23 protein-coding genes and 1 tRNA gene are annotated in these 23,466 nt (G+C 64.3%); 10 read left to right on the top strand and 14 right to left on the bottom strand.

Features of this window, described 5'->3' with window-relative positions:
• Positions 1-54: 54 nt before the first annotated feature.
• On the top strand, positions 55-447 hold the full coding sequence (locus ACVOMB_RS00305) for a c-type cytochrome (RefSeq protein ID WP_481529402.1): 393 nt from the start codon (positions 55-57) through the stop codon (positions 445-447).
• Positions 448-456: 9 nt separating this feature from the next.
• Positions 457-918 (top strand): c-type cytochrome, encoded by a 462-nt coding sequence (locus tag ACVOMB_RS00300; RefSeq protein ID WP_481529401.1) that lies wholly within the window; start codon positions 457-459, stop codon positions 916-918.
• A gap of 214 nt (positions 919-1,132) precedes the next feature.
• On the opposite strand, the gene ACVOMB_RS00295 is transcribed toward ACVOMB_RS00300, so the two are convergent.
• Both ACVOMB_RS00295 and ACVOMB_RS00290 read right to left on the bottom strand, forming a co-directional pair.
• Positions 1,133-2,935, bottom strand: coding sequence for a hypothetical protein (locus tag ACVOMB_RS00295; RefSeq protein ID WP_481529400.1), 1,803 nt, complete (start codon positions 2,933-2,935; stop codon positions 1,133-1,135).
• Positions 2,936-2,948: 13 nt separating this feature from the next.
• The gene (locus ACVOMB_RS00290; protein ID WP_481529399.1) at positions 2,949-3,548 is read right to left on the bottom strand and encodes an NfuA family Fe-S biogenesis protein; all 600 of its coding nucleotides are present in this window, start codon (positions 3,546-3,548) and stop codon (positions 2,949-2,951) included.
• 88 nt (positions 3,549-3,636) lie between these two features.
• Here ACVOMB_RS00290 and ACVOMB_RS00285 point away from each other — a divergent pair, with 88 nt between their 5' ends.
• Genes ACVOMB_RS00285 through zupT form a run of 3 tightly spaced genes read left to right on the top strand, consistent with a single transcriptional unit; the run spans position 3,637 to position 5,232 of the window.
• Complete coding sequence (locus tag ACVOMB_RS00285; protein WP_481529398.1) at positions 3,637-3,984, top strand: 4a-hydroxytetrahydrobiopterin dehydratase; 348 nt, start codon at positions 3,637-3,639, stop codon at positions 3,982-3,984.
• Between the two features lies 1 nt (position 3,985).
• On the top strand, positions 3,986-4,402 hold the full coding sequence (locus ACVOMB_RS00280; RefSeq protein WP_481529397.1) for an energy transducer TonB: 417 nt from the start codon (positions 3,986-3,988) through the stop codon (positions 4,400-4,402).
• Between the two features lie 20 nt (positions 4,403-4,422).
• Entirely contained in the window at positions 4,423-5,232 is an 810-nt protein-coding gene (gene zupT / locus ACVOMB_RS00275) for a zinc transporter ZupT (protein ID WP_481529396.1), read from the top strand.
• A gap of 186 nt (positions 5,233-5,418) precedes the next feature.
• On the opposite strand, the gene ACVOMB_RS00270 is transcribed toward zupT, so the two are convergent.
• On the bottom strand, positions 5,419-6,390 hold the full coding sequence (locus tag ACVOMB_RS00270) for an RluA family pseudouridine synthase (RefSeq protein WP_481529395.1): 972 nt from the start codon (positions 6,388-6,390) through the stop codon (positions 5,419-5,421).
• A 411-nt stretch (positions 6,391-6,801) separates the two neighbouring features.
• Between ACVOMB_RS00270 and ACVOMB_RS00265 the strand changes: the two genes are divergently transcribed.
• Complete coding sequence (locus tag ACVOMB_RS00265; protein ID WP_481529394.1) at positions 6,802-10,035, top strand: Rne/Rng family ribonuclease; 3,234 nt, start codon at positions 6,802-6,804, stop codon at positions 10,033-10,035.
• Between the two features lie 542 nt (positions 10,036-10,577).
• On the opposite strand, the gene ACVOMB_RS00260 is transcribed toward ACVOMB_RS00265, so the two are convergent.
• The 3 genes from ACVOMB_RS00260 to ispG form a co-directional block, all read right to left on the bottom strand.
• Positions 10,578-11,225: a response regulator gene (locus tag ACVOMB_RS00260; protein WP_481514887.1), complete on the bottom strand. Its 648-nt coding sequence runs from the start codon at positions 11,223-11,225 to the stop codon at positions 10,578-10,580.
• 316 nt (positions 11,226-11,541) lie between these two features.
• Positions 11,542-12,231, bottom strand: a complete 690-nt coding sequence (locus ACVOMB_RS00255) for a phosphatase PAP2 family protein (RefSeq protein ID WP_481529393.1) — start codon at positions 12,229-12,231, stop codon at positions 11,542-11,544.
• Positions 12,212-13,477, bottom strand: coding sequence for a flavodoxin-dependent (E)-4-hydroxy-3-methylbut-2-enyl-diphosphate synthase (gene ispG, locus ACVOMB_RS00250; protein WP_481529392.1), 1,266 nt, complete (start codon positions 13,475-13,477; stop codon positions 12,212-12,214). The genes ACVOMB_RS00255 and ispG overlap by 20 nt, the downstream gene beginning before the upstream one ends.
• 82 nt (positions 13,478-13,559) lie before the next feature.
• Here ispG and ACVOMB_RS00245 point away from each other — a divergent pair, with 82 nt between their 5' ends.
• Entirely contained in the window at positions 13,560-14,786 is a 1,227-nt protein-coding gene (locus ACVOMB_RS00245; protein ID WP_481529391.1) for an ATP-binding protein, read from the top strand.
• A complete protein-coding gene (locus tag ACVOMB_RS00240; RefSeq protein WP_481529390.1) occupies positions 14,783-15,349 on the top strand; it encodes a response regulator transcription factor in 567 nt (188 codons plus the stop codon). The genes ACVOMB_RS00245 and ACVOMB_RS00240 overlap by 4 nt, the downstream gene beginning before the upstream one ends.
• A gap of 264 nt (positions 15,350-15,613) precedes the next feature.
• Here the strand turns inward: ACVOMB_RS00240 and pgi are convergent, their stop codons facing one another.
• The 6 genes from pgi to pcnB all read right to left on the bottom strand — a co-directional run bounded on the left by pgi (position 15,614) and on the right by pcnB (position 21,260).
• On the bottom strand, positions 15,614-17,125 hold the full coding sequence (gene pgi / locus ACVOMB_RS00235; RefSeq protein WP_481529389.1) for a glucose-6-phosphate isomerase: 1,512 nt from the start codon (positions 17,123-17,125) through the stop codon (positions 15,614-15,616).
• Positions 17,122-17,502, bottom strand: coding sequence for an aspartate 1-decarboxylase (panD, locus tag ACVOMB_RS00230; protein ID WP_282268181.1), 381 nt, complete (start codon positions 17,500-17,502; stop codon positions 17,122-17,124). The genes pgi and panD overlap by 4 nt, the downstream gene beginning before the upstream one ends.
• Positions 17,503-17,696: 194 nt before the next feature.
• Positions 17,697-18,539 carry a pantoate--beta-alanine ligase gene (gene panC, locus ACVOMB_RS00225; protein ID WP_481529388.1) on the bottom strand — a complete coding sequence of 281 codons (843 nt, stop codon included), beginning with the start codon at positions 18,537-18,539 and terminating at the stop codon, positions 17,697-17,699.
• Positions 18,536-19,351 carry a 3-methyl-2-oxobutanoate hydroxymethyltransferase gene (gene panB, locus ACVOMB_RS00220; RefSeq protein ID WP_481529387.1) on the bottom strand — a complete coding sequence of 272 codons (816 nt, stop codon included), beginning with the start codon at positions 19,349-19,351 and terminating at the stop codon, positions 18,536-18,538. The genes panC and panB overlap by 4 nt, the downstream gene beginning before the upstream one ends.
• 31 nt (positions 19,352-19,382) lie before the next feature.
• Positions 19,383-19,871, bottom strand: coding sequence for a 2-amino-4-hydroxy-6-hydroxymethyldihydropteridine diphosphokinase (gene folK, locus ACVOMB_RS00215; RefSeq protein WP_481529386.1), 489 nt, complete (start codon positions 19,869-19,871; stop codon positions 19,383-19,385).
• Between the two features lie 6 nt (positions 19,872-19,877).
• A complete protein-coding gene (gene pcnB / locus ACVOMB_RS00210; protein WP_481529385.1) occupies positions 19,878-21,260 on the bottom strand; it encodes a polynucleotide adenylyltransferase PcnB in 1,383 nt (460 codons plus the stop codon).
• Between the two features lie 42 nt (positions 21,261-21,302).
• Between pcnB and ACVOMB_RS00205 the strand changes: the two genes are divergently transcribed.
• A tRNA-Glu gene (locus ACVOMB_RS00205) sits at positions 21,303-21,377 on the top strand.
• Positions 21,378-21,550: 173 nt separating this feature from the next.
• Positions 21,551-21,874 carry a ferredoxin FdxA gene (gene fdxA / locus ACVOMB_RS00200; protein WP_481509654.1) on the top strand — a complete coding sequence of 108 codons (324 nt, stop codon included), beginning with the start codon at positions 21,551-21,553 and terminating at the stop codon, positions 21,872-21,874.
• An 86-nt stretch (positions 21,875-21,960) separates the two neighbouring features.
• Here fdxA and ACVOMB_RS00195 read toward each other — a convergent pair whose 3' ends face one another.
• Both ACVOMB_RS00195 and dapA read right to left on the bottom strand, forming a co-directional pair.
• Positions 21,961-22,476: a hypothetical protein gene (locus ACVOMB_RS00195; RefSeq protein ID WP_481529384.1), complete on the bottom strand. Its 516-nt coding sequence runs from the start codon at positions 22,474-22,476 to the stop codon at positions 21,961-21,963.
• Between the two features lie 32 nt (positions 22,477-22,508).
• On the bottom strand, positions 22,509-23,402 hold the full coding sequence (dapA, locus tag ACVOMB_RS00190; RefSeq protein ID WP_481529383.1) for a 4-hydroxy-tetrahydrodipicolinate synthase: 894 nt from the start codon (positions 23,400-23,402) through the stop codon (positions 22,509-22,511).
• Positions 23,403-23,466 lie beyond the last annotated feature (64 nt).

Genomic DNA, 23,466 nt, shown 5'->3' with positions numbered 1-23,466 from the left:
CCCGTTCCGTATCCCACGGCGGAACCCCAGACCCGCTCACCGGATAAGGAAACCATGCGCTCGCAGCCGCTCGCCGCTTGTTTCGCTCTGGCTTTTGCCCTGACCTTCGGGGCCGCCCAAGCTGATCCGCAGTCTGCTACACCCGCCGTCGCCCCCGCCGCTGCTGCCCCCGCCGCCACACCGGCGCCGGCCAGCACTGGCAATGCCGCTACCGGCCGGACTCTGGCCTATACCTGCCAGGGCTGCCACGGCATCACCGGCTACAAGAACGCCTACCCCAGCTACCGTGTGCCGAAGATCGGTGGGCAGTCGCCGCAATACCTGACCCAGGCGCTGACCGAGTACCGCGAAGGCAAGCGCAAGCATCCAACGATGCAGGCGCAATCGATGAGTTTCAGCCCGCAGGACATTGCTGATCTCTCCGCCTACCTGTCCACCCTCAAATAAGCGCCGACCATGACGAAAGCCACGCACGCACTGCGTTTGTCCATCGCCCTGTTCGCCGCCATGGGTCTGGCTGCCTGTACGCAGTCGGAGGTCGAGTCCAGCGGCAAGTCCGCGGCCGACCCTGGCCATGCCAGCGGTGAACACGGATCCAGCTCCTCCGCCGGCCTACCCGCTGGCCGCATCGCCGCCGGTGAGCATCTGGCTGCCGTAAAGGGCAAGGCCACCGGGCAGAGCTGCATCGACTGCCACGGCGCCGATGGCAACAACCCGATCGACCCGACCTATCCCAAGCTCGGCGGCCAATACGGCGACTACCTCGCCCACGCACTGCAGGCCTACCGGGCAAGTACCCGCGAGCACATGCTGATGACGCCGCAGGCGCAGAAACTCAGCGACCAGGACATCGCCGACTTGGCCGCGTATTTCGGCTCGCGTCCCAGCCAGTTACGTGACCTGCACGGCGTGGACTGAGGGCACTCGTCGCAGCACCGCACTGAAAACAAAGCCGCCCTTAGGCGGCTTTGTTTTTATTGGTCAACTCCCGATGCGTTTGAGACTGCTTGTGGGAGCGGCGTAAGCCGCGAAGCTGGCATTGCCGAAACCTCAGGCATATGCAGCATCTGATTCGATACGAGCTTCGCGGCTTACGCCGCTCCTACAAAAAACCGAAGCATATGGCGCGCCATCAGCGGCTGCCGTTGTCTTCCTGCAGCTCTCTCTTGAACGGGATATCCGGTGGCGGCCTTGCTTCTGCCGGCTGCTCCTGCATGTTCGGATTGGTCAGGCCGCAACCACCACCGAACTGCAGCATCGATACCACGCAGGAAATCTTGCTGCTCGAGCCGGGGATCGGGATCTCCACGCTTTTGATGCCCTTGCGCACCCATTCGGCCAGCAGCGATTCGTTCGGTGCCCAGTATTTGTCGAACGAGGTTGGCGTGTAGTCATACGGCGGGCGCTTGAGCCAGGTGCCGGACTCGGCGATGCGCTCACGGCTCCAGCTGTCGGCATCACCGCCCGGCGCGCCACGCTTGGCCACGTCCTGCGACTGCCCTTCGTTACCGCCCAGTTTTACGCTGCCATCGGCATTGAACAGCCCCGTGCCCTTGTCAGCCTGACCGCCAGCGCTACCAGCAACCTGGCGCTGGGCTGCACCCCAATCATCACCACGGCTTGGCGCAGCCCAACCACCGCTGCGATCCTGTGGCTTGGGGCCCGCTCCAGCGCTCGTTCCGGGCCGCGGACTCGGATTGGCTGTCGCCGCCTGCCCGCCAGTGCGCGACGGACTTGTCGATGCGCTTGCTGCCGGCGTAGCAGCTGATGCCTGCGTCGCGGCAGCTGCAGATGTCGTCGCCTGCGCGGCGGGCTTGTCCGGCACACCGGGCACCGCACGCTCACGCACCGCCATCGTCGGCGTCTTCACTTGCACCTGGGCAGCGCGCGATTGCAGCGTCGCCATCGCGACCGATTCCTGAGCTGCGGTTTCAATCTGACGTTCGCGCACGCCAAACTCAGGCGTACGAATCTGCACCTGCGTTTCGCGCGTTCGTGGCTGAGCTACCGCAACTGGTTGCTGCGTGGCCACTTCGATCTGGCGTTCGCGCACCTGCACCTGGGTCGAACGCAGCTGCACCGCAACTTCCGCAGGCTGGCGCAGCGCCTGGGTTGGCTGCGGACGATCAACCGCGGTTTCGATCGTGCGTTCGCGCACCTGGGCTTGGCTGCTGCGCAACGCAGGTGCCTTCACCGTGGCAGGAGGGACCACGAACTCGCTGGTCGGCCGGCTTGTCTCCGTCACCTGCAGCGGCTGTTCGCTGGCAACAGGCGGCTCCGGCACGGGCTTGGATGCATCAATCTGCATCGACTCAGGTTCGAATGTTGACTCAGCAGACGCCGCATTGGCCTGCGCAGCGCTCGCAGCCGGGGCCTCAACCGACTCCTGTGCCGCTGGCGCCGACGGCTCGGCCGCAGCAGCGCCAGACTGCGCTGCAACTGCCGCCTGCGCGCCCGCCGCCTCAGCGGCCTGCGGGGCGCCACCACCCTCCTCGTCCGGCGTACCACGCCCGACATACGCCACCTGCACGCGCTCGCCTTCTTCGGCGTTCTGTTCCGGCACGTTACTGCGCACCAGCGCCACCCACAGCAACAGCAGCGCGAACAGCACATGCAGGCCGGCACTGAAGAACCCTGCAAACCAACGCAGGCCACGCTGATCGCGCGGCGATGGTTCGCCGCCGTTCCAGAACAGCAGCACGATGTGTTGCCACAACGGCAACGGCGCAGATGCAGCGTCGCGAGCCCGCGGCGGCCGCGCCGCCATGGCTTCAGCAGCATCGGCATCAACAAAGGCCGACGGCCCCTTGGATACACGCGTGCGCAGCCAGTTGCTCCAGCTATACGGCATGCCGGTGCGGCGATCGTGCAGGATGCTGGTCTGCCGGCGCGAGGCCAGCAGATTGATCAGCTCGGTAACCGATGTCACCGGCATGCGTGGTAGCGGCTCAGCCCGCGCCGTCGCGCGGAATATACGGGGCCTGACCGGTTTCGTGGTCGGTGGCGTCACGCACGGCGGTGATGCCCGGCACCCGGCCCATCAAGGTCTTCTCGATCCCCTGCTTCAAGGTCACATCGGCCATGCCACAGCCGTGGCAGCCACCGCCGAAGCGCAACAACACCACGCCATCGGCCGATACTTCCTGTACTGCGACGCGGCCGCCATGCGAGGCCAGCTGCGGATTGATTTCGTTTTCAATCACCCAGCGCACACGCTCGACGATGGACGCTGCATCACCCGGGGCTTCGCCCTTGATCTTGGGTGCCTTGATGGTCAACTGCTGGGTACCGGCAGCCTGGGTGACGATGTCGATCTCGGCGCCGTCCAGCCACGCCACGCTGGTGGCGGCGATATACAAGGTGAAGCCATCGCAGTCCACGGCCCACTCATCACCGAGCAGGTCAGCCGGCTCGGCAAATTCGAGGCGCGCATCGGCGGTGGGGGTTCCGGGGTCCATCGCCCTCAGGCGCACGCCCATACCGGGCACGGCCTCGCGTTCGATCAACTTGCGGAAATGCGTTTGGGCGGTATCTGAGATCTGGATCATGCGGGTATTCTAGCTGTGTCTTGGTTGCCACCGATGGGACAGTGATTCCAACGGCGGCACAGTTCAGTCATCTGTTATGGAGGTTTGCATGGCCCCTGATCTTGTCCCGCTGGCACAAGCGCACTGCAGCCCGCGCCGGGGCAGCGAATATCGCCTCAGCCAGGCCCGCGTTGCCGAGCTGCTGCCGCAGGTCCCGGGCTGGGAGCTGGCCGAAAATGGCCAGGCCCTGACCCGTACATTCCGCTTTGACAACTACCACGGCACCATGGCGTTCGTGAACGCTCTGGCCTGGGTTGCGCATCGCGAAGACCACCACCCCGACCTCGGCGTGCACTACGACCGTGCTGTTGTGCGCTTTTCCACCCACGATGTGGGCGGGCTGAGTGAAAACGACTTCATCTGTGCCGCCAAGGCATCCGCATTAATGGAGCAATGACATGAAACTGCGTCTGCTGTTCGCTGCAATGGGTACCGTGGCTGCACTGAGCGCCTGCAACTCCTCCAACCAACCGGACGCGCCGGCAATCGCCCCGACCGAAGTGGCCGCTGTACAGACCCCGCCACCAGACTACCCGGCCGAACTGGCCTGCACCGGCGTCGGCGGCAAAAGCGTGCTGCGCGTGGTGGTTGGTCCGCAGGGCACGCCTACCGAGGTCTCGCTGGTCACCAGCAGTGGCAACAGCCAGCTGGACGACTCCGCCGCGCGCCGCGTGCGCGAGTGGAAGTTCAATCCAGCCACCCGCAACGGCCAGCCGGTGCCCACCACCATCCAGGTACCGGTCAGCTTCAACCCGCCGGACCCGAAGCCGAATGAGTGCTTCGCCATTGAAGAACGCGCGCGCCGCGGCGGCTGAGCCGGCAACGGCCGTCACGCATGCACGCGATTTCCAGTGACAACCTCTGGCTTGCGTTCGGCCTGACCTTCGCTGCCGGCCTGGCCACCGCCGTCGGCAGCTTGCTGGTGTTGTTCTCCAAACGCCCGAACCCGCGCCTGCTGGCGTTCGGGCTGGCCTTTGCCGGCGGCGCGATGGTCTACGTCTCGCTGTCGGAGATACTGAACAAGTCGATCAGCTCATTCGCCCAGGCCTATGGCGACCGCCTCGGCTATACCTACGGCACCTTATGGTTCCTTGGCGGCGTACTGCTGGTGGTATTGATCGACCACCTGGTTCCGAATCCGCACGACAGCCTGGACAAGCAGGACCCAGCCTTCCACGACCACAGCCACAAGCAGATCCGCCGGGTCGGCCTGCTCAGCGCGATCGCCATCACCGCGCACAACTTTCCCGAAGGTCTGGCGACCTTCTTCGCCACTCTTGAAAGCCCCTCGGTCGGCTTGCCGCTGGCTTTCGCCATCGCCATCCACAACATCCCCGAAGGCATCGCCATCGCCGTGCCGGTGTACCTGGCCACTGGGCGCAAGTCCTACGCCTTTGGCGCCAGCCTGCTGTCTGGCCTGGCTGAGCCGGTCGGCGCCGCCATTGGCTACTTCCTGCTGGCAGATGCCCTGTCCCCGGCCACCTTCGGTGCGGTGTTCGGGCTGATCGCCGGCATCATGGTGTTTCTGGCATTGGATGAACTGCTGCCGGCCGCCAAGCGCTACGCCCAGGGCCATGAGACCGTTTACGGGCTGGTGATCGGCATGGCGACGATTGCAGTGAGCCTGGTGCTGTTCAAGTGGTAGCAGGCTGGGGCTGATCGGCAACCCAGCCAAGCCTGAAACCAGATCTTTTGTGGGAGCGGCGTGAGCCGCGAAGCCCAAACATCAGCAGATGACCGGGATGCAGGCGACCCAAGCAAGGTCAGCTTCGCGGCTCACGCCGCTCCCACAAACCCTGCATCACATACCCGCAATCCCGGCTTCACAGCCTCAAAGCTTGTTCATCGCCTCAACCAGGTCCTGCGGCAGCGGCGCATTCAATAGATAAGGTGTCTTGCCGCCATCCAGCGCGAACTCCAGCGAGGCGGCGTGCAGGAACAGGCGTTTGAGCCCGATCTGCTCACGAAAGCGCTTGTTGACCGCAGGATCGCCGTATTTGTCGTCTCCTGCCACCGGATGGCCGATGTGCTGGGCATGCACGCGGATCTGGTGGGTGCGGCCGGTTTCAATCCTGACTTCGCAGTAGGACTGGCCGCCGCGACGCTCCAACACCTTGAAATGACTCAGCGACGGCTTGCCGATAGCATTCACCTGAACGTGGCGCTCACCGCCCTGGCGAAGGCCGACATGCAGAGGGGCGTCCACACTCATCACGCCGTCGGGCATGCGCCCGGCCAGCAGGGTCAGGTAGCGCTTCTGGATGCCGCCATGGTCTTCACGCAGCAAGGCCTGCAACTCGACCAGGGCCGAACGCTTCTTGGCGAGGATCAGCAGGCCAGAAGTGTCCCGGTCCAACCGGTGCACCAGTTCCAGGTTCATGTTCGGCCGCAGCGCGCGCATGGTCTCGATCGCACCGTGGCTGATACCGCTGCCGCCGTGGCTGGCCACGCCGGTCGGTTTATTGATCACCAGCAGCTTGGCGTCCTCGAAGACGATGGCTTCTTCCATACGCTGCAGGAAGCTGCTCGGTGGCGGCGCCTTGTCTCCGATCTCATTGAGATTGACCGGCGGGATACGCACCTCTTCACCGCCGTCCAGCTTGCGGTCGGCCTTGGCGCGGCCGCCATTCACACGGACCTGGCCACTGCGGACCAGTTTGTAGACCAGGCTGCGTGGTGCGCCCTTCAGCTGACCCAACAAAAAGTTGTCCAGTCGCTGTCCTGCCCTGTCTTCGGGCACTTTGATCATGCGCACGCTGCTCTTGGCGGCAGGCGGTGCTTGGGGCTTGTCGGAATCAGTCATCGGCCTATTTATTCTGCTACACTCGGGGGGCGATATAAGGGTTTGATTTCGTTGGAAGTTGGTCAGGGCCAGAAGCCCCGCTCCCTACGAATCCGGCACAGTGCGCGGCCACCGCCCCCGGGGCGGCCATGTTAGCGGCTCGTCGGCGTTCCCGGCCATCGCCGGATGCCAAAAAAGCATCCGAGCTGGACGAAACCCATGTCCCGCGCGACGCCATCGGCCACGGCCGCGGGCGGCCGCCGGCCCTGAAACACCTAAAACAAGAAAGAAGCGCTCCCGCGGCCTGCCGTGGTGTCGTAGCGCTGGAAACCCAAGCCGCCCTGCCCGCGCCTGCGCGAATGGGCGGCGAACCGTGTCCAGAGGCGAAACCCCATGGCGTTCCGCGCGGTAGCAGCGCGCGAGGAACGCACAATGAAGCGAATGCTGATCAATGCCACGCAGGCTGAAGAACTGCGCGTGGCCATCGTCGACGGGCAAAACCTGTACGACATCGATATCGAGCAACCGTCCAAGGAACAGAAGAAGTCCAACATCTACAAGGGCCGCATCACCCGTCTTGAGCCGTCGCTCGAGGCTGCCTTTGTCGAGTACGGCGGTGAACGCCATGGCTTCCTGCCGCTCAAGGAAATCTCCCGCGACTATTTCCAGGCGGGCGTGGACCACAACAAGGCCTCCATCAAAGAGCTCCTGCGCGAAGGCCAGGAAATCGTCGTGCAGGTCGACAAGGAAGAGCGTGGCAACAAGGGCGCCGCCCTGACCACCTTCATCTCCCTGGCCGGCCGCTACATGGTGCTGATGCCCAACTCTCCCTCAGCCGGCGGCGTTTCCCGTCGCATCGAGGGTGAAGACCGCGCTGCCCTGAAGGAAGCGCTGGACAAGCTGAACATCCCCGACGACATGGGCGTGATCATCCGCACCGCCGGCGTTGGCCGCGATGCCGAAGAGCTGCAGTGGGATCTGGACTATCTGTTGCAGGTATGGCGTTCGATCGCCGAAGCCGCACTGACCAAGCCGGCCCCGTTCCTGATCTACCAGGAATCGCGCCTGATCGTGCGCGCCCTGCGCGACTACCTGCGCTCGGACGTCGGCGAGATCCTGGTCGACACCGAAGAACTGTACGAGACCGCACGCGACTTCATGCAGCAGGTGATGCCGCAGACCCTGCGCAAGCTCAAGCATTACAAAGACGACATCCCGCTGTTCAACCGCTTCCAGATCGAATCGCAGATCGAGGCGATCTACGAGCGCAACGTGCGCCTGCCGTCCGGCGGCTCGATCGTGGTTGACCAGACCGAAGCGCTGACCGCGGTTGACGTCAACTCGGCCCGCTCCACCAAGGGCAGCGACATCGAAGACACCGCCTTCCAGACCAATCTGGAAGCGGCCGAAGAAGTCGCCCGCCAGCTGCGCCTGCGCGATCTGGGCGGCCTGGTGGTCATCGATTTCATCGACATGTCCTCCAGCAAGCACCAGCGCGAAGTCGAAAACCGCCTGCAGAATGCGCTGAAGTACGACCGTGCCCGCGTCCAGCTGGGCCGTATCTCGCGCTTCGGCCTGATGGAAATGAGCCGCCAGCGCCTGCGTCCGAGCCTGGGCGAATCCAGCCAGATCGTCTGCCCGCGTTGTGACGGCCAGGGCCGCATGCGCAGCATCGAGTCGCTGTCGCTGTCCATCATCCGCGTTGCCGAAGAGCATGCGATGAAGGAAAACACCGGACAGGTGCTGGTCCAGGCCCCGGTCGAGATCGCCAACTACCTGCTCAACGAGAAGCGCAGTGCCCTGCGTGAAATCGAGCAGCGTCACGACGCGCCCATCGTCATCGTTGCCGATGAGCAGCTGCACACCCCGCACTACGAAGTCACGCGCCTGCGCGACAACGAGCTGGGTGAAGAGTCGAACAAGCCCAGCTACCAGCGCGGCACCCCGCGCAAGTTGCCGGTGCATGCACTGACCAAGGCACAGCTGAACATCCCGGCACCGGCCGTGACCCACGTCAAGCACAGCCAGCCTGCGCCGATCCGTGAAGTCGTCGAAGCCGCACCGGCACCGGCACCGGTTGCAGCTCCTGTCGCCCCCGCCGCTGGCGGCGTAATGGGCTGGCTCAAGCGCGTGTTCGGCGGCGAACCGGCTCCGTCCGCGCAGCCGGCACAGCCGCAGCGCCAGGACAACGGCCGCAACAACCGCAACGAACGCGGCAACCAGCGCCGTGACGGCCGCAACGGCCAGCAGGGTCGCGGTGGCAACGGCAATGCGAATGCTGGCGGCAACGCCAACGGCAACCGCCGTGATGAGCAGCGCCGCGAAGATCGCCGCCAGAACGCCGACAAGCCGCAGCAGCCGGCACAGCAGCAGGCGCAGAACAACGCCCAGCAGCAGCCCAAGCAGCGCAATGAGCAGCCGCGCGGCGAGCAGGCACAGCAGCAGCCCAAGCAGCCGCGTAACAACGAGCAGCAGCAGGCCAAGCAGCCGAAGCAAGCGAAGCAGCCCAAGCCGCAGCAGGACGGCGACAAGCAGGCCCAGCAGCAGAACGTGCAGGGTGAGAAGCCCGCACGCCAGCAGCAGGCGCAGCCGGAAGCCGCTCGCGCAGCTGCACCGGTCGCCGCAGCACCGGTAGTTGCCGCCGCAGCGATTATTGCCAACGAAGCCGTTGCCAACACCGATGCCGTGGTGAAGGAAAACACCATTGCTGCCGAGATCGCCAAGCCGGCGGTCGTCTCCGAAGATCAGCCGGCAGTGGCCGTGGTCGTCGATGAGAACGGCAACCCGGTCGCAGGCGAAGAAGCTGCCGGTGAAGCCGGTGGTCGTCGTCGTCGCGGTCGTCGCGGCGGTCGTCGTCGTCGTCGTGGCAATGGTGAAGGTGCAGCCGGTGGTGAAAACCTGGGCGGTGATGAAGACGGTCTGGACGGCTTTGATGACGCCGATGGCGAAATCAATGAAGCCCCGGCCAAGCCCGCCAGCAGCCAGCCCGAGTTCGAGTTCGATGACGAGCCTGCAACCCCGGCCGCTCCAGCTTCCGCGCCAGTAGCAGCCAAGCCGGCTGTTGCTGCACCGGTACAAGCAGCTGCAGCCGTTGTTGCGGTTGTTGCCGCAGCACCTACCGCTGATGTCGAAGTGCTTGCTGTCGAAGCAGCCGTTGTCGAAGTGGCCGCACCGGCAGCGGTCGCTCCCGTCGAAGTGGCAGCTGCCGCCGAACCGGCAGTGGTCAAGGCAGAGCAGGCAATCGCTGCCCCGGCAGAAGCTGTCGCCGAGGCCGTCATCGCAGCCCCGGTTGCCGTCGTGGCCGAAGCGCCTGTCAGTGCTCCCGCTGCTCCGGTGATCGTCAGTGCACCGGCAGTTGCCGCTGCACCGATCGAGCAAGCCGCAGCTGTTGCACCGATCAGCGAAGTGCCGACCCCGGTCAGCACGCTGCAGCCGGAACCTGCAGTAGTTGCAGCACCGGAACCCGCAGCACCGGAGAACGGGCAGCTGTTCGCCCAGACTGCGGTTGTTGAGGAAAGCGCTGTAACGCCGGTCGTCGAGACCGCAGCAGCACCGGTCGCTGCACCGGCACCAGTCGTCGCCGCGGCTCCGGCCGTGCATGCCGACAGCGTCGCGACCGAAGCTGACACCAAAAAGCAGGAAGACGATCAGCCGCGTAACGGCTGATCCGTCCAGCTTGTGTGAAAGCAGAAGGCGGCCTTAGGGCCGCTTTCTGCGTTTCTGGGCCAGGTAATCGCTGCGACCGTGATGCGGATTGAGTGCCGGATTCTTTGTAGGAGCGGCGTCAGCTGCGAAGCTCGCACATCATCAGATGACATAAGCACCAAGGATCCAAGCAACGCCAGCTTCGCGACTCATACCGCTCCCGCAGGCAAACTCCAAGCTGGTGCACCACCTGCGTCACTGAAGTGATCGGCCAACAGCACCCGCGCTGCACTCTTGTGGGAGCGGTGCCAGCCGCGAAGCACGCATATCATCAGATGGCACAGTTGCAAGGAGCTTAAGCAACTCCAGCTTCGCGGCTCACGCCGCTCCCACAGACAGGCGCTGGGCTGCTGCATCATCCGCATCGCCCACGTTCGACCCGTCCAGCACATAACGCATACAAACAAAGAGAGCGCAACGTTGCCGCTGCGCTCTCTTTGATTCAACTGCACTCGAAGGGCCCTGTCGTACTGAGCAATGCCAGCCCCAAGCCCCCTCTCCCCTCAGATCGCTTTGCTGGGATCACCCACGCCGTACTGCGCGGCAAGCCGGGCAAGAGCGATGTTGTCCTGCACACCCAGCTTCTGGAACAAGCGCGCCTTATGAGTGTTCACGGTCTTGGCACTGAGGCTCAAACGACGGGCGATTTCTTCCTGGCGATGCCCCTGGATCAGCAACAAGGCCACTTCCAGCTCACGCGGTGAGAGCAGGTCGAACGGCGATGCGCCGCCTTCCAGATTGGACAGCGCCAGATTCTGCGCAATGCTGGTGGCCAGATAACGCTTGCCGATGGCAACGTCATGCACAGCGCGGATCAGCTCTTTCGAATCCCCGCCCTTGCCCACGTAGCCGGAAGCACCCGCCTCCAGCAAGCGCTTGGGCATCGGCCCATCTTCCAGCACGGAAACGATGATTACCTTGGTACCGTGATCACCCTTGACGATGCGCTCGGTGATCTCCAGCCCACTAAGGCCTGGCAGGTGCAGGTCGCACAGTACGACGTCGGGCTTCAGGCGGCGGATCTGCGGCAGCGCGACGTCGCCGCTGTCTGCTTCACCGACGACTTCTATCCCGGTTTGCCCCGAAAGAATCATCCGAATGCCCGTGCGCACAAGTGCGTGGTCATCGATAAGAAAAACGCTGATGGTCATGAAGGATTCCTCGCGGCGAGGTGACAGTTGGAGCCTTGGGCGCGGCAAAATCCGAGCATGCGAGGCGACGGCCCTCCCCCGTCCCTCATGGCAAGGCCATGTGTATTATCAAGCAGAAGTGGCCCAACTGGGCTCTATCGGACACCCGCTCGCAGGAAATGTATCTGTAGTTTTGAGCATCAGGATGATGCGGTTTATGCGCCTGCGGCTGGCGAGCTCACTATGCCGTCGCAGCCAATACTGTATCCATCAGGTCAATTCGTCCAATGACTTAGGACTTCTCTTACCTTTTGGACATTACCAATTGCAGTGCAGCTCAGGGCGCGGGCAAGGACCAGCGTCGGCGGAACATCACCATATACACGCCTGTAACCCAGATCGTTGCGGCACACCAGCCGCCGAGGATATCCGAGGGGTAATGCACCCCCAGGTAGACCCGTGACAGGCCAACCGAGACGACAAAACCACTGACAACCGCCACTACCGGCCAGCGCCAGCGTGTGCGCCAGGTCAAAAACACCAGGGTCAGTGCCAGCGTCATCGAGCCCATCGCATGCCCGCTGGGGAAGCTGAACGTACTTTCCGGCGCAATCGATTCCCACAAGCTCGGGCGCTCGCGCTGGAAGATCTGCTTGCTGCCCAGGTTCAACAGCGCCGAGCCGATGAATGCCGTCGCCGCGAATGCCGCCTTGCGCCAATGCCGCCGCAACAGCAGCACGACCACGATCAGGATATCCACGGGGATGACGCCCCAGTGATAGCCGAGTTCGGACATCAGCACGAAGAACGCGTTCAGGCCAGGCGTGGCCATCGCATGCATGCGCAGCAGCAGGACCGCGTCGAAATGGAAGGCCTCAGCCTCGTGGATCTCGTCGGCCAAGGCCACGAAACCGGCCAGCGGCAGCAGCACACCGATGAACAGCACCACCAGCCGCCACGCATTGTGGGCGAGCCAGCGGCGCAGACCGGCAGCTTCGCTCCGGGAATCAACCGGAGCTTCGTGCATACCGGGTCTCGACATAGTCATCAATCAAGGCGACGAACTCATGGGCAATGTTGTCACCGCGCAGGGTGATCTTCTTCTCGCCGTCGACAAACACCGGCGCGGCCGGGGTTTCGCCCGTACCCGGCAGCGAAATGCCGATATTGGCGTGACGCGACTCACCGGGGCCGTTGACGATGCAACCCATCACCGCCAGGGTCATGTTCTCCGCACCGGGGTGACTGACGCGCCACACCGGCATCTTTTCGCGCACGTGGTTCTGCACCACCTTGGCCAGCTCCTGGAAGAACTCGGAGGTGGTACGACCGCAGCCCGGGCAGGCGGTGACCATCGGCGTGAAAGCGCGCTGACCGGTGGTTTGCAGCAGCTCCTGGGCGACGATGACTTCCTGCGTGCGCGACTGGCCCGGTTCGGGCGTCAGCGAGATACGGATGGTGTCGCCGATCCCTTCCTGCATCAGCACCGCCAGCGCCGCCGACGAGGCGACGATGCCCTTGCTGCCGATACCGGCCTCGGTCAGGCCCAGATGCAGGGCAAAGTCAGAACGCTGCGCCAGATCGCGGTACACGGCGATCAATTCCTGCACGCCACTGACCTTGGCCGACAACACGATGCGATCGCGCGGCAAGCCCAGTTCAACTGCGGTCTCGGCCGAATCCAACGCCGAGCGGATCAAGGCCTCGCGCAGTACGCGCCCGGCATCCCAAGGCTGCGCACGCTGGCTGTTCTCATCCATCAACTTGGCCGCAAGTGCCTGATCCAACGAGCCCCAGTTGGCACCGATACGCACCGGCTTGTTGTACTTGATGGCGAATTCGATCAGCTGCGCGAACTGGGTGTCTTTCTTCTTGCCGAAGCCGACATTGCCCGGATTGATGCGGTACTTGGCCAGCGCCTCTGCGCAGGCCGGTTCGCCGGTCAGCAGTTGATGGCCGTTGTAATGGAAGTCACCGATCAGCGGCACCTCGATGCCCATCATCGCCAGCTTCTCGACAATGCGCGGAATGGCCGCAGCCGATTCGGGATTGTTGACGGTCAGTCGCACCATCTCCGAGCCCGCGCGCCAGAGTTCAGCCACCTGCTTGACGCTGGCAGCCACATCGGCGGTATCGGTATTGGTCATCGACTGCACGACCACGGGATTCCCTCCGCCCACCTTTACCCCGCCGATAGCGACGGACTGGGTGATGCGGCGGGGCCACGCGGTAGCGTCGGTGGGCGGTGTTGGGCGGGTCACGGCGTCATGCATTGCCCATTTTAGCGCGCCAGCCACCCGTACGGCATGAACCTTGGATTGCGTGGTAGCCACCGCGACAGCATACGATTGCGCCATGGAAACCCGAGACACCTCTTTTCTTCGCACCCTGTGCAGCCTGCGCTGGCTGGCCACCGCAGGCCAGGCCGCCACCATTCTTGTCGCCACCTGGCTGTTGGGGCTGGAGCTGCCACAGGAGCCGCTGTGGGCCGGCGTCGCCGTACTGGCCTTGTTCAACCTGTACGTGCAGTTGCGCGTACATGACACCGACCCGGCACCGGTCACCGCCTTCGGCCATATCCTGGTCGATGTCACGGTATTGACCTGGATGGTGGGCTGGAGCGGCGGCATCGCCAATCCGTTCGGCTCGCTGTTCCTGATCCTCATCGCGCTGGCCGCGCTGGCGCTACCGCTGCGCTGGACCCATGCGGTGGCCGCTGCCTGCGTCGGCGGCTATGCGCTGAGCGCGGTATTCGGGCTGCCACTGAAGGGCGGCTACTTCGACACGATGAGCCTGCACCTGTGGGGTGCGGCAGCCAACTTTCTGCTGTCCAGCGTGGTGGTTCTGGTCTTTTCCACGCGCTTGGCGGCTGCGCTGCGCGAGCGTGAGAACCAGCTGGCGATGTTGCGCGAGCGCTTCGTCCGCAACGAAGGCATTGTCGCCTTGGCCACGCATGCCGCCTCTGTCGCCCATGAACTCAACACGCCGCTGGCGACCATGACCCTGCTCACCGACGACATCGTCGAGCAGGGCGCGGCCACCCCGGAAATGCGCGACGACCTGGAAACCCTGCGCGAGTTGCTGGTGCAGTGCCGGGAGAAGGTGCTGGCGTTGGCGGCACCGGCAGAAGGCGCAGGCAGCCGCGCGCCGGTATCCATCGCCAGCGTGCTCGAACAGTGGCGACTGGTGCGCCCGACCATCCAGTTGCGACGCAACCCCGACGCCCCGCTGCATCTGAAATTGGACCCCGGTATTGGTCATCTGCTACAGGTGCTGTTGAACAATGCCGCCGATGCCGGTGAACACGCCGGGCGCGCGCAGATCGACTTGGACATCCGCATCCACGAAGGTCAGCTCTACGGTGAGGTCCGCGATTACGGACCGGGCTTCAACGCCAATGATGCAGCCCTGCCCGGCACTTTGTTCAACAGCGGCAAAAGCAACGGCATGGGTGTCGGCCTGGCACTGTCGCATGCCACCATTGAGCGCCTGCACGGCGAATTGTGGATGCGCCCGGCCGAAGGCCAGGGAGCACGCGTCGGCTTTCGTCTGCCGTTGAACAACATTGAGGTAAGTCCATGAATGCTGCTGCCACCCACGGCCTGCTGGTCGATGACGACCCGCTTTACCTGCGCACCCTGCAGCGCACCTTGGCCCGCCGCGGCATCGAAGCAGTCACCGCCACCGACATTTCCAGTGCCATGCAGCTGGCGACGCAGACACCACCGGCGTTTGCGCTGATCGACCTCAAGCTGGGCAGCGAATCCGGCTTGAATCTGATCCAGCCGCTGCGCGAGCTGCGCCAGGACATGCGCATCCTGCTGGTCACCGGTTATGCCTCGATCGCCACCGCGGTTGAAGCGATCAAGCTGGGCGCCGACGACTATCTGCCGAAACCGGCGACGGTGCAGATGATCCTGCGCGCGCTTGGCGAGGAAGACGAGGCCGGCGAGGAACCGGAAGATATTGAACCGCCGGACGCGATGACGCCGATCAGCCGCTTGCAATGGGAGCACATCCAACAGGCTCTGCACGAAACCGGCGGCAATGTCTCCGCTGCCGCGCGGTTGCTGGGCATGCATCGGCGCTCATTGCAGCGCAAGCTGACCAAGCGGCCCAGCCCGGAGCGGGACCCGAACAGGTAACCCTGCGTCCTGTAGTGCCGAGCCATGCTCGGCAAGGGCCTGCACCAGAAATACGAAGCCTCCCCAAAAAATCCTCCTCTCGCCCTTGGCAAAGGGAAGTAGCGAAGGATTGTGGGAGCGGCGTAAGCCGCTAAGCAGATCCACTGTCGGGGACCATAGATACCGGGCACTTCAGCCATGTCAGCTTCGCGGCTTACGCCGCTCCCACAAGACAGAGCAAAAAAAACCGCGCATCTCTGCGCGGCTTTCTGCTTCAAAAGACAATCAGCGCAACCGCGCCAACAGCTCCCGGGTCATCGGGTCGGCAATCTCAACCGCCTCGCCCTGCACGGCCGGCAGCAATTGACTGGCCAGCTGCTTGCCCAGTTCAACGCCAAACTGATCGAAAGCGTTGATGTCCCAGATCAGAGACTGCACGTACACTGCGTGTTCGTACATCGCGATCAGCGCACCCAGCGACTGCGGAGTCAACGCGTCCAGCAGGATCATCGTGCTCGGGCGGCCACCCGGATACTGGCGATGCGGGTCTTCGCTGTCCTGACCGTTGGCCAGGGCTTCGGTCTGCGCCAGCAGGTTGGCCAGCAAGGCCTGGTGGTTGATCTCGTAGGGATCATCATTGCGCACGCAGCCGATGAAATCGGCCGGCACGATGCTGGTGCCCTGGTGCAGGGCCTGGAAAAAGCTGTGCTGCACATCGGTGCCAGCACCACCCCACCACACCGATACCGTGTCGCCGTCGACCGGGCTGCCGTCGCGCTTGACCCGCTTGCCCAGGCTTTCCATCACCAGCTGCTGCAGATAGGCCGGCAACAGCGCCATGCGCTGGTCATAGGTCATCACTGCGTGGGTGGCGTAACCCAACACGTTGCGGTTCCAGATATCGGTCAGCGCGTGCAGCACCGGCAGATTGCTTGCCAGCGGTGCACTGGCCGCGTGCGCGTCCATCTGCGCAGCGCCTTCCAACAGCTGGCCGAAGCGTTCAAAGCCGATTGCCAAGGCAATCGGGAAGCCCACCGCCGACCACAGCGAGTAACGGCCGCCCACCCAGTCCCACATCGGCAGCACGCGCTCGGCGGCGATGTCGAAGGCCTTGGCGGCACGCTCGGGGTTGGCACTGACGGCGTATAGACGCTCGCTGCCGCCCAGCCAGTTGCACAGGATGCGGCCGTTGAGCAGGGTTTCCTGGGTGCCGAAGGTCTTGGAGATCAGGATGCCGGCGGTGGTCGCCGGGTCCAGCGTTGCCAAGGTGCGCTGCATGGCCGCGCCGTCGACGTTGGAAACGAAATGCACACGGAAACGCGCGCCGGCTGCCGGACGCAGCGCATCGGCAACCAGACGCGGACCCAGATCCGAACCACCGATGCCGACACTGACGATATCGGTGACGTTGCTGGCTTCCAGCGCCTTGATCAAGGCACCCATCTGCGCCTGCACCGCAACCGCTTCTGCACGTGCAGCTACTGCAACCGGCGCATCACTGGCGTCGCCGCGCAGCGCGCTGTGCAGCACCGCGCGATCTTCGGTGTGGTTGATCTTCTGGCCAGCGAACAGGCGCTGGAAACCGCCGGCGACATCGCGCGCGGCGGCCAGTTCCAGCAAGGCATCCAAGGCCGCGCGGTCGTATTTCTGCCGCGCGAAATTCACATACAACGGACCGACCTTCAGTGCCAGGCGCTGCACCCGGTCAGGCTCTGCGGCCATCAGCGAGGGAATGCCGGTGCCCTGCAAACGCTGGGCGTGGGCGTGCAATACGTCGAATCCGTTGTTGGTGATCATGCGGCCTGTGTGGGGATGCTGTCGTTGGTGTGGGAAATGCGGTTGTCGCCGTCAACGTAGACAAGCTTGGGCTTGAACGTGCTGGCTTCTTCTTCGCTCATGCCGGCGAAGGCAGCGATGATGATGATGTCGCCCACCTGCACGTGGCGCGCTGCGCCGCCGTTGAGCGAGATCACGCCGCTGCCGGCTTCTGCGCGCAGTGCATAGGTGGTGAAACGGGCACCGTTGGTCACGTCCCAGATATGCACCTGTTCGAATTCGCGGATGCCGGTCGCCTGCAACAGGTTGTCGTCGATCGCGATGGAGCCTTCGTAATTCAGCTCCGAATGGGTGACGGTGGCGCGGTGAATCTTGGTCTTGAGCAGGGAGAGTTGCATGACAATGCCGAAACTGCGTGAGAAAGGGCGCAGTCTAGCACCGGCGCGCGCCCCTGCCCGCACCGCAACATGACCTTTCCAGCGACGCTCGCCCGGATACAGCAATGGCGCCACAATGGCGCCATTGGTTGTCATGCAGAGGCTTGCTGACGGACAAACAAAGTCCGCCAACTGCCTATTCAGAACTCTGGGATTCAGAACTCAATATTGTCGATCAGGCGGGTATTGCCCAGCTTGGCCGCCACCAGCGCCACGCGGGCACCTTCGTGGCTGGCGCCCGGCTCGCTCAGGTCTGGCATGCGCACCACCGCGTAATCCACCAGGTAGCCGGCAGCTTGCAGCTGCGCCGCCGCCTGCTGCTCCACCGCTACACGCTCGGCGCCGCCCAGGTAGGCATCACGCGCGGCCAGCAGCACCTTGCGGATAACCGTGGCCTGCGGCCGCACATCGGCGGTCAGGTACTGGTTGCGCGAGCTCATCGCCAAACCATCGGTCTCGCGCACGATCTCGCCACCGAGGATCTGGATCGGGAATGCCAGGTCGGCCACCATCTGCTGGATCACTGCCAGCTGCTGGTAGTCCTTGCGCCCAAACGCGGCCACGTCCGGCTGTACCTGGTTGAATAGACGGCTCACCACCGTGCAGACACCGTCGAAGTGCCCCGGGCGGTGTGCGCCTTCCAGCAGCGAACTGACACCGGGCACATGCACGTTGGCAGCCAACTCCACGCCAAACGGGTACATCGATTCCACCGTGGGCAGCCACAACACGTCACAGCCAGCCTTCTCCAGGCCACTGGTGTCGGCCTCGGGCGTACGCGGGTAACGGGTGAAATCCTCGTTCGGACCGAACTGGGTCGGATTGACGAAGACGCTGGAGACCACCTTGTCGGCATGCTCACGCGCCAGCTTCACCAGCGAGTAGTGGCCTGCGTGCAGATTGCCCATGGTCGGTACCAGCGCAACGCGCAGGCCCTCGCGCTTCCAGCCGCTGACAACGGCGCGCAGCCGGGAAAGTTCGGTAACGGTTTCGATCATGATGCGTAAGCGTGTTCTGCGTCGGGGAAGATGCCGGCGCGCACGGCGTCGGCATAGGCACGGACCGCACCGGCCACCGAGCCGCCTTCGGCAAGGAAATCCTTGACGAACTTGGGACGTCGGTGACCGCTGTCCAGACCGAGGAAGTCATGCAGCACCAGCACCTGTCCGTCGCAATCGGGACCGGCGCCAATACCAATGGTGGGAATCGTGATTTCGGCAGTAACGCGGCCGGCAATCGGGGTCGGCACGCACTCCAGCACCAGCAGGCTGGCGCCCGCCTCGGCTACGGCCTTGGAGTCATCGAGCAACTGCTTGGCAGCATCGCCGCGACCCTGCACGCGGTAACCGCCCAGGCGCAATACCGACTGCGGGGTCAGGCCCAGGTGCGAGCAGACCGGAATTTCGCGCTCGACCAGGTGACGGATGATGTCCAGCTTGAAGCCAGCACCTTCGATCTTGACCATCTCCGCGCCGGCCTGCAGCAGCTTGAGCGAGGCATCCAGCGCGCGCTCGGCGGTGGCGTCGGCGCCAAACGGCAGGTCCGAGACCAGCAGCGCGCGCTCCAGTACGCCCGCAACTGCGCGGGTGTGATAGACCACGTCGTCAACGCTGACCGGCAGCGTTGAATCGTGCCCCTGCACCACCATGCCCAGCGAATCACCGACCAGGATCAGGTCCACGCCATTGGCGTCGAAGGCACGGGCAAAGCCGGCGTCGTAAGCGGTCAACATGACCAGCTTCTGGCCATTGCGCTTGGCCTCGGCCAATGCGGGGACGGTCCAGGGCTTGCTATCTGCGTGTGTGCTCATATGGTCATAACGGTGGCTTATGAGCCGACCATTATCCCCCTATCGGGTCGATACCGCAGGTATTGATGCCTACCAATACGTCCCGCACTGTTCCATGACCCGGAATCAGGGCGTCTGGCGCCACGTCTGCCAGCGGCAGCAGGGCAAAGCCGCGCTGATGCAGGAAGGGGTGTGGCACCTGCAGCTGCGGCAGGTCGATCACCTGCTCGGCATACAAGAGCAGATCCAGATCCAGCAGCCGCGGCCCCCAATGCTGGCCCGGCTCGCGCACCCGCCCGAACTGCTGCTCGATCGCCAGCAACTGCTCAAGCAGCTGCGGCGCCGGCAGATCGGTCTGCAGCGCAACGGCTGCATTGATGAAATCTGGCTGCGCCTCGTTACCCCAGGCCGGGGTGCGATACAGGCGTGAGCTGGCCAGCAGCTGCACACCCGGCAGCTGCGCCAGCACATCGATCGCCGAACGCAGGGTGGTGGGCGCATCCCCAAGGTTCGCGCCCAGCCCGATACACGCTACAACCATCGCCGCTTACTCGCCTGCAGTTGCGCTGCCACCGCCAGGACGGCGCCGACGGCGACGGCGCCGCGGTGCCGCACCCTCCTCCGCCTCGCCGTCGGTATGCACCGAATCCAGCCCAGCGCCCACTTCGTGCCCGGCCTCGGCCTGGGCCTCGCGCCAGAACGCGATGTCTTCCTGATGCTCGCTGGAAGCGGCCTGACGCAGGGCCAGGAAATCGAACGCAGCGCGGAAACGCGGATGGCTCAAGGTACGCAGCACGCGCTTGCGCTGACGGGTACTGAAGCGCGACTGCAGCAGCCAGATTTCCTGCATCGGCAGCGAGAAGCGGCGCGGCAGGGCAATCGTGCTCAGCTGGTGCAGGGTCACCCGGTCGGCGGCACGGCGCTGCGCCTCTTCCGGCGCCAGGCCCTGCTTCTGCAGGCCGATCAGCGCGCGACAGAAGGCCGGCCACAGCAGCAGTGCGAACAGGAAAGCCGGCGACACCGGTTCCTCGTTGGCGACGCGCTCGTCAGTATTGCGCAGACCCTCGATCAGGATGCGGCGCAGCGCACCGGTGCGGTTGCTCTTCAGCGCAGCGGCGCTTTCCGGGAACAGCACGGCCAGCAGTCCGTAGCGCTCCAGCCCTTCGAAGCTGGCCACACCATGCCCGGACAGGAACAGCTTGAGCACTTCTTCGAACAGACGGGCCGGCGCGGCCTCGCTCAGCAGCGAGGCCAGGCGCGGAATCGGCTCGGCGGTAGCCGCTTCGATCTCGAAGTTGAGCTTGGCCGCCAGACGCACCGCGCGCAGCATGCGCACGGGATCTTCGCGGTAGCGCTGTTCCGGATCGCCGATCAGCTTCATCCGGCGTGCCATTACGTCTTCAAAGCCGCCGGTGTAGTCGCGCACCGAGAAATCCTCGATGGCGTAATACAGGGCGTTGCAGGTGAAGTCGCGACGAACCGCGTCATCTTCAATGGTGCCGTAGACGTTGTCGCGCACCAGCATGCCGTTCTCGACTTCGCGGTCGCCGCTGCCGTCATCGCTGTTGGCGCGGAACGTGGCTACTTCGATGATCTCGCGGCCGAACACCACGTGCGCAAGGCGGAAGCGGCGGCCGATCAGGCGGCAATTGCGGAACAGCTGCTTGACCTGCTCCGGGGTGGCGTCGGTGGCCACGTCGAAATCCTTGGGGCGTCCACCTACTAGAAGGTCGCGCACAGCGCCACCAACAAGATAGGCGCCGAAGCCGGATTCGCGCAGACGGTAGAGCACCCGCAGCGCATTGGGACTGATATCCCGGCGCGAGATGGTGTGCTGATCGCGCGGGATCACGCGGACGGTGAACGGCGTTGTAACTATGGAATTGATGTTGGCGCTTCCAGTTGGGTTTACGGGATTGCCGAGCGGCAACCAGATGCATATACTAGCGCGCTCGCCAGACGCGAACAAAACGCTCCCTTCGTCTAGAGGTTAGGACGTGGCCCTCTCAAGGCTAAAACAGGGGTTCGAGTCCCCTAGGGAGCACCAACTCCGTCTGCGATAGCAAAAGCCCCGCCCTGCGGGGTTTTTTGCTTTGTACACCTGCCAGAGCTCTGGCTCCAGCATGCCTCTTTGCGCCCGCAGCCCGGGCCAATGAGAATGCCCCCGCCCACCCCCTGCATCCTGATCTAGAATTGCAGGGTTCAAAGCCGGACCCCGTCATGCCTTTTGTCGTTACCGAAAACTGCATCAAGTGCAAACACACCGATTGCGTCGAAGTCTGCCCCGTGGATTGCTTCCACGAAGGCCCCAACTTCCTTGTGATCGACCCTGACGAATGCATTGATTGCACGCTGTGCGAGCCCGAATGCCCGGTCAACGCCATCTTCCCCGAGGATGATGTGCCCGCCGGCCAGGAAGGTTTTGTTGCGCTCAACGCCGAACTGGCCAAGGCCTGGCCGGTGCTGACCATCCGTAAAGATCCGCCGGCCGATGCGGCCGAGTGGGACGGCAAACCAGACAAGCTGAAGCTGCTGGAACGCTGAGCCGCCGCATAGCCAGCTCAACAGCCAGCCAATGAAAAGGGCGCCCGCTTACGCAGGCGCCCTTTTTTATTGCCAAACCGCCGCGATCAACCGGCCAGCTTGGCCTTCAGCGCTGCGATCAGCTTGGTTGCAGCGGCACCGGTGGCCGGCATGCCGCGCGGATCCACTGCCGACACATAGGCACCAGCGTCGGTTGCAACCACACGCACCAGGAAGTTGCTGCCTTCATAGGCAACATCGTAAGAGCCCAGCAGCTGCGCGCGGCTGGCGATGGTCAGGCCTTCGACGCCGGCGAGTGCCTCACCGACCTTGCCGAATACGTCGTCACGGCTGCCACTGACGGTGAAACCGCTCTGCGACGAGGCCACGGTCGCTGCCGAGGCAGCCGCCGGCTTGGCCGCCGAAGCCAATGCCGGGATCGGCGCCGAGCCGGCGGTGTTGGGCAGGTTCAGATCCGGCGGCACTTCCAGCGGGCGGGCTTCCGGGGCCAGCGCGTAATCGCCGCGCGCACCGCGCTTGAAGAAGCAGCCAGAGGTGGCCACGGCGGTGACCACGCCCAGCAGCACCAGCGAGAACACGCGAACGGTAGAGGTTTGACGCATGGGTGAATCTCCAGAGTTCAAAGGCCGCCGGATCAGCGGCTGGATAGTTCTTCCAACGCACCCACGTCAGCGGCCAGATGATCGGCATGTGCGTGGTATTGCGCGGAAAGCGGGAGCAGCGGCAAGCGCAGCCCATCACCGATGCCGATGCGCTGCAACAGCGCCTTGACCGGAATGGGGTTGGACTCGACACCGCAGAAATCGTGGTACGGCTCAAGACGGGCATCCCAGGCCTCGGCCGCCTCGTGCTGGCCAGCGCGGGCCAGGTCACACAGGGTGCGGTAGGCACCAGGCAACACGTTGGAGCCGACCGAAATCAGGCCATCGGCGCCAGACAACATGGAACGGGCTGCCGAGCCGTCGTCACCACTGAGGATGGCGAAGCTGTCGCTGCGCAGCTGCAGCAGGGCTTTCAGGCGGGTGGTATCACCCACCGCTTCCTTGATGCCGATGATGTTCGGATGCGCAGCCAGCTCGGCGACGGTCTCCGGCAACAGGTCGCAGCCGGTGCGCCCGGGCACGTTGTACAGCAGCACCGGCAAGCCGCCCTGCTCGGCCACGGCCAGGTAATGCTGACGCAGGCCTTCCTGGGTGGGCCGCACATACGGCGGGGTGACCACCAGCGCATGGGTGGCGCCATTGGCGGCCGCGCGTTTGGTCAGGGCAATGGTGCGGGCGGTGCCGGACAGGCCGGTACCGGCCAGCACCGGCACCTTGCCAGCAAAGGCAGCAACGGCGCTGCGCAGCAGGCCATCGTATTCATCGTCGGACAGGGTGGAGGCTTCGCCGGTGGAGCCGGCTACCACGACACCCTGGACGCCGCCCTTGAGCTGCTGCGCCAACAGCCGCTGCCAGCCGTCGGGATCGAGTGCGCCGTCTGCCTTGAAAGGCGTCGCCAGCGCGGTGATGAGACCAGATATGGACAAAGTGTCAGTCGCTCTTCGTGGGGGTAAAGAAGCCCGCCGAGCGGCGGGTTCGTGACCGAAGGCA

It is taken from the genome of Stenotrophomonas sp. STEN018, assembly GCF_056760235.1.
The sequence above is the reverse complement of the archived record's forward strand: the minus strand, read 5'-3'. Positions and strand labels throughout refer to the sequence as shown.

What these genes read in the sequence shown, in the direction of transcription:
- ACVOMB_RS00305 (WP_481529402.1), top strand. Translation starts at nt 55, where the DNA reads ATGCGCTCGCAGCCGCTCGCCGCTTGTTTCGCTCTGGCTTTTGCCCTG.
- ACVOMB_RS00245 (WP_481529391.1), top strand. Translation starts at nt 13,560, where the DNA reads ATGGAAACCCGAGACACCTCTTTTCTTCGCACCCTGTGCAGCCTGCGC.
- panC (WP_481529388.1), bottom strand. Translation starts at nt 18,539, where the DNA reads ATGATCGAAACCGTTACCGAACTTTCCCGGCTGCGCGCCGTTGTCAGC.
- ACVOMB_RS00240 (WP_481529390.1), top strand. Translation starts at nt 14,783, where the DNA reads ATGAATGCTGCTGCCACCCACGGCCTGCTGGTCGATGACGACCCGCTT.
- ACVOMB_RS00265 (WP_481529394.1), top strand. Translation starts at nt 6,802, where the DNA reads ATGAAGCGAATGCTGATCAATGCCACGCAGGCTGAAGAACTGCGCGTG.
- panD (WP_282268181.1), bottom strand. Translation starts at nt 17,502, where the DNA reads ATGCAACTCTCCCTGCTCAAGACCAAGATTCACCGCGCCACCGTCACC.
- panB (WP_481529387.1), bottom strand. Translation starts at nt 19,351, where the DNA reads ATGAGCACACACGCAGATAGCAAGCCCTGGACCGTCCCCGCATTGGCC.
- ACVOMB_RS00280 (WP_481529397.1), top strand. Translation starts at nt 3,986, where the DNA reads ATGAAACTGCGTCTGCTGTTCGCTGCAATGGGTACCGTGGCTGCACTG.
- fdxA (WP_481509654.1), top strand. Translation starts at nt 21,551, where the DNA reads ATGCCTTTTGTCGTTACCGAAAACTGCATCAAGTGCAAACACACCGAT.
- ACVOMB_RS00285 (WP_481529398.1), top strand. Translation starts at nt 3,637, where the DNA reads ATGGCCCCTGATCTTGTCCCGCTGGCACAAGCGCACTGCAGCCCGCGC.
- ispG (WP_481529392.1), bottom strand. Translation starts at nt 13,477, where the DNA reads ATGCATGACGCCGTGACCCGCCCAACACCGCCCACCGACGCTACCGCG.
- zupT (WP_481529396.1), top strand. Translation starts at nt 4,423, where the DNA reads ATGCACGCGATTTCCAGTGACAACCTCTGGCTTGCGTTCGGCCTGACC.
- ACVOMB_RS00195 (WP_481529384.1), bottom strand. Translation starts at nt 22,476, where the DNA reads ATGCGTCAAACCTCTACCGTTCGCGTGTTCTCGCTGGTGCTGCTGGGC.
- ACVOMB_RS00290 (WP_481529399.1), bottom strand. Translation starts at nt 3,548, where the DNA reads ATGATCCAGATCTCAGATACCGCCCAAACGCATTTCCGCAAGTTGATC.
- ACVOMB_RS00295 (WP_481529400.1), bottom strand. Translation starts at nt 2,935, where the DNA reads ATGCCGGTGACATCGGTTACCGAGCTGATCAATCTGCTGGCCTCGCGC.
- folK (WP_481529386.1), bottom strand. Translation starts at nt 19,871, where the DNA reads ATGGTTGTAGCGTGTATCGGGCTGGGCGCGAACCTTGGGGATGCGCCC.
- ACVOMB_RS00255 (WP_481529393.1), bottom strand. Translation starts at nt 12,231, where the DNA reads ATGCACGAAGCTCCGGTTGATTCCCGGAGCGAAGCTGCCGGTCTGCGC.
- pgi (WP_481529389.1), bottom strand. Translation starts at nt 17,125, where the DNA reads ATGATCACCAACAACGGATTCGACGTATTGCACGCCCACGCCCAGCGT.
- ACVOMB_RS00270 (WP_481529395.1), bottom strand. Translation starts at nt 6,390, where the DNA reads ATGACTGATTCCGACAAGCCCCAAGCACCGCCTGCCGCCAAGAGCAGC.
- ACVOMB_RS00300 (WP_481529401.1), top strand. Translation starts at nt 457, where the DNA reads ATGACGAAAGCCACGCACGCACTGCGTTTGTCCATCGCCCTGTTCGCC.
- ACVOMB_RS00260 (WP_481514887.1), bottom strand. Translation starts at nt 11,225, where the DNA reads ATGACCATCAGCGTTTTTCTTATCGATGACCACGCACTTGTGCGCACG.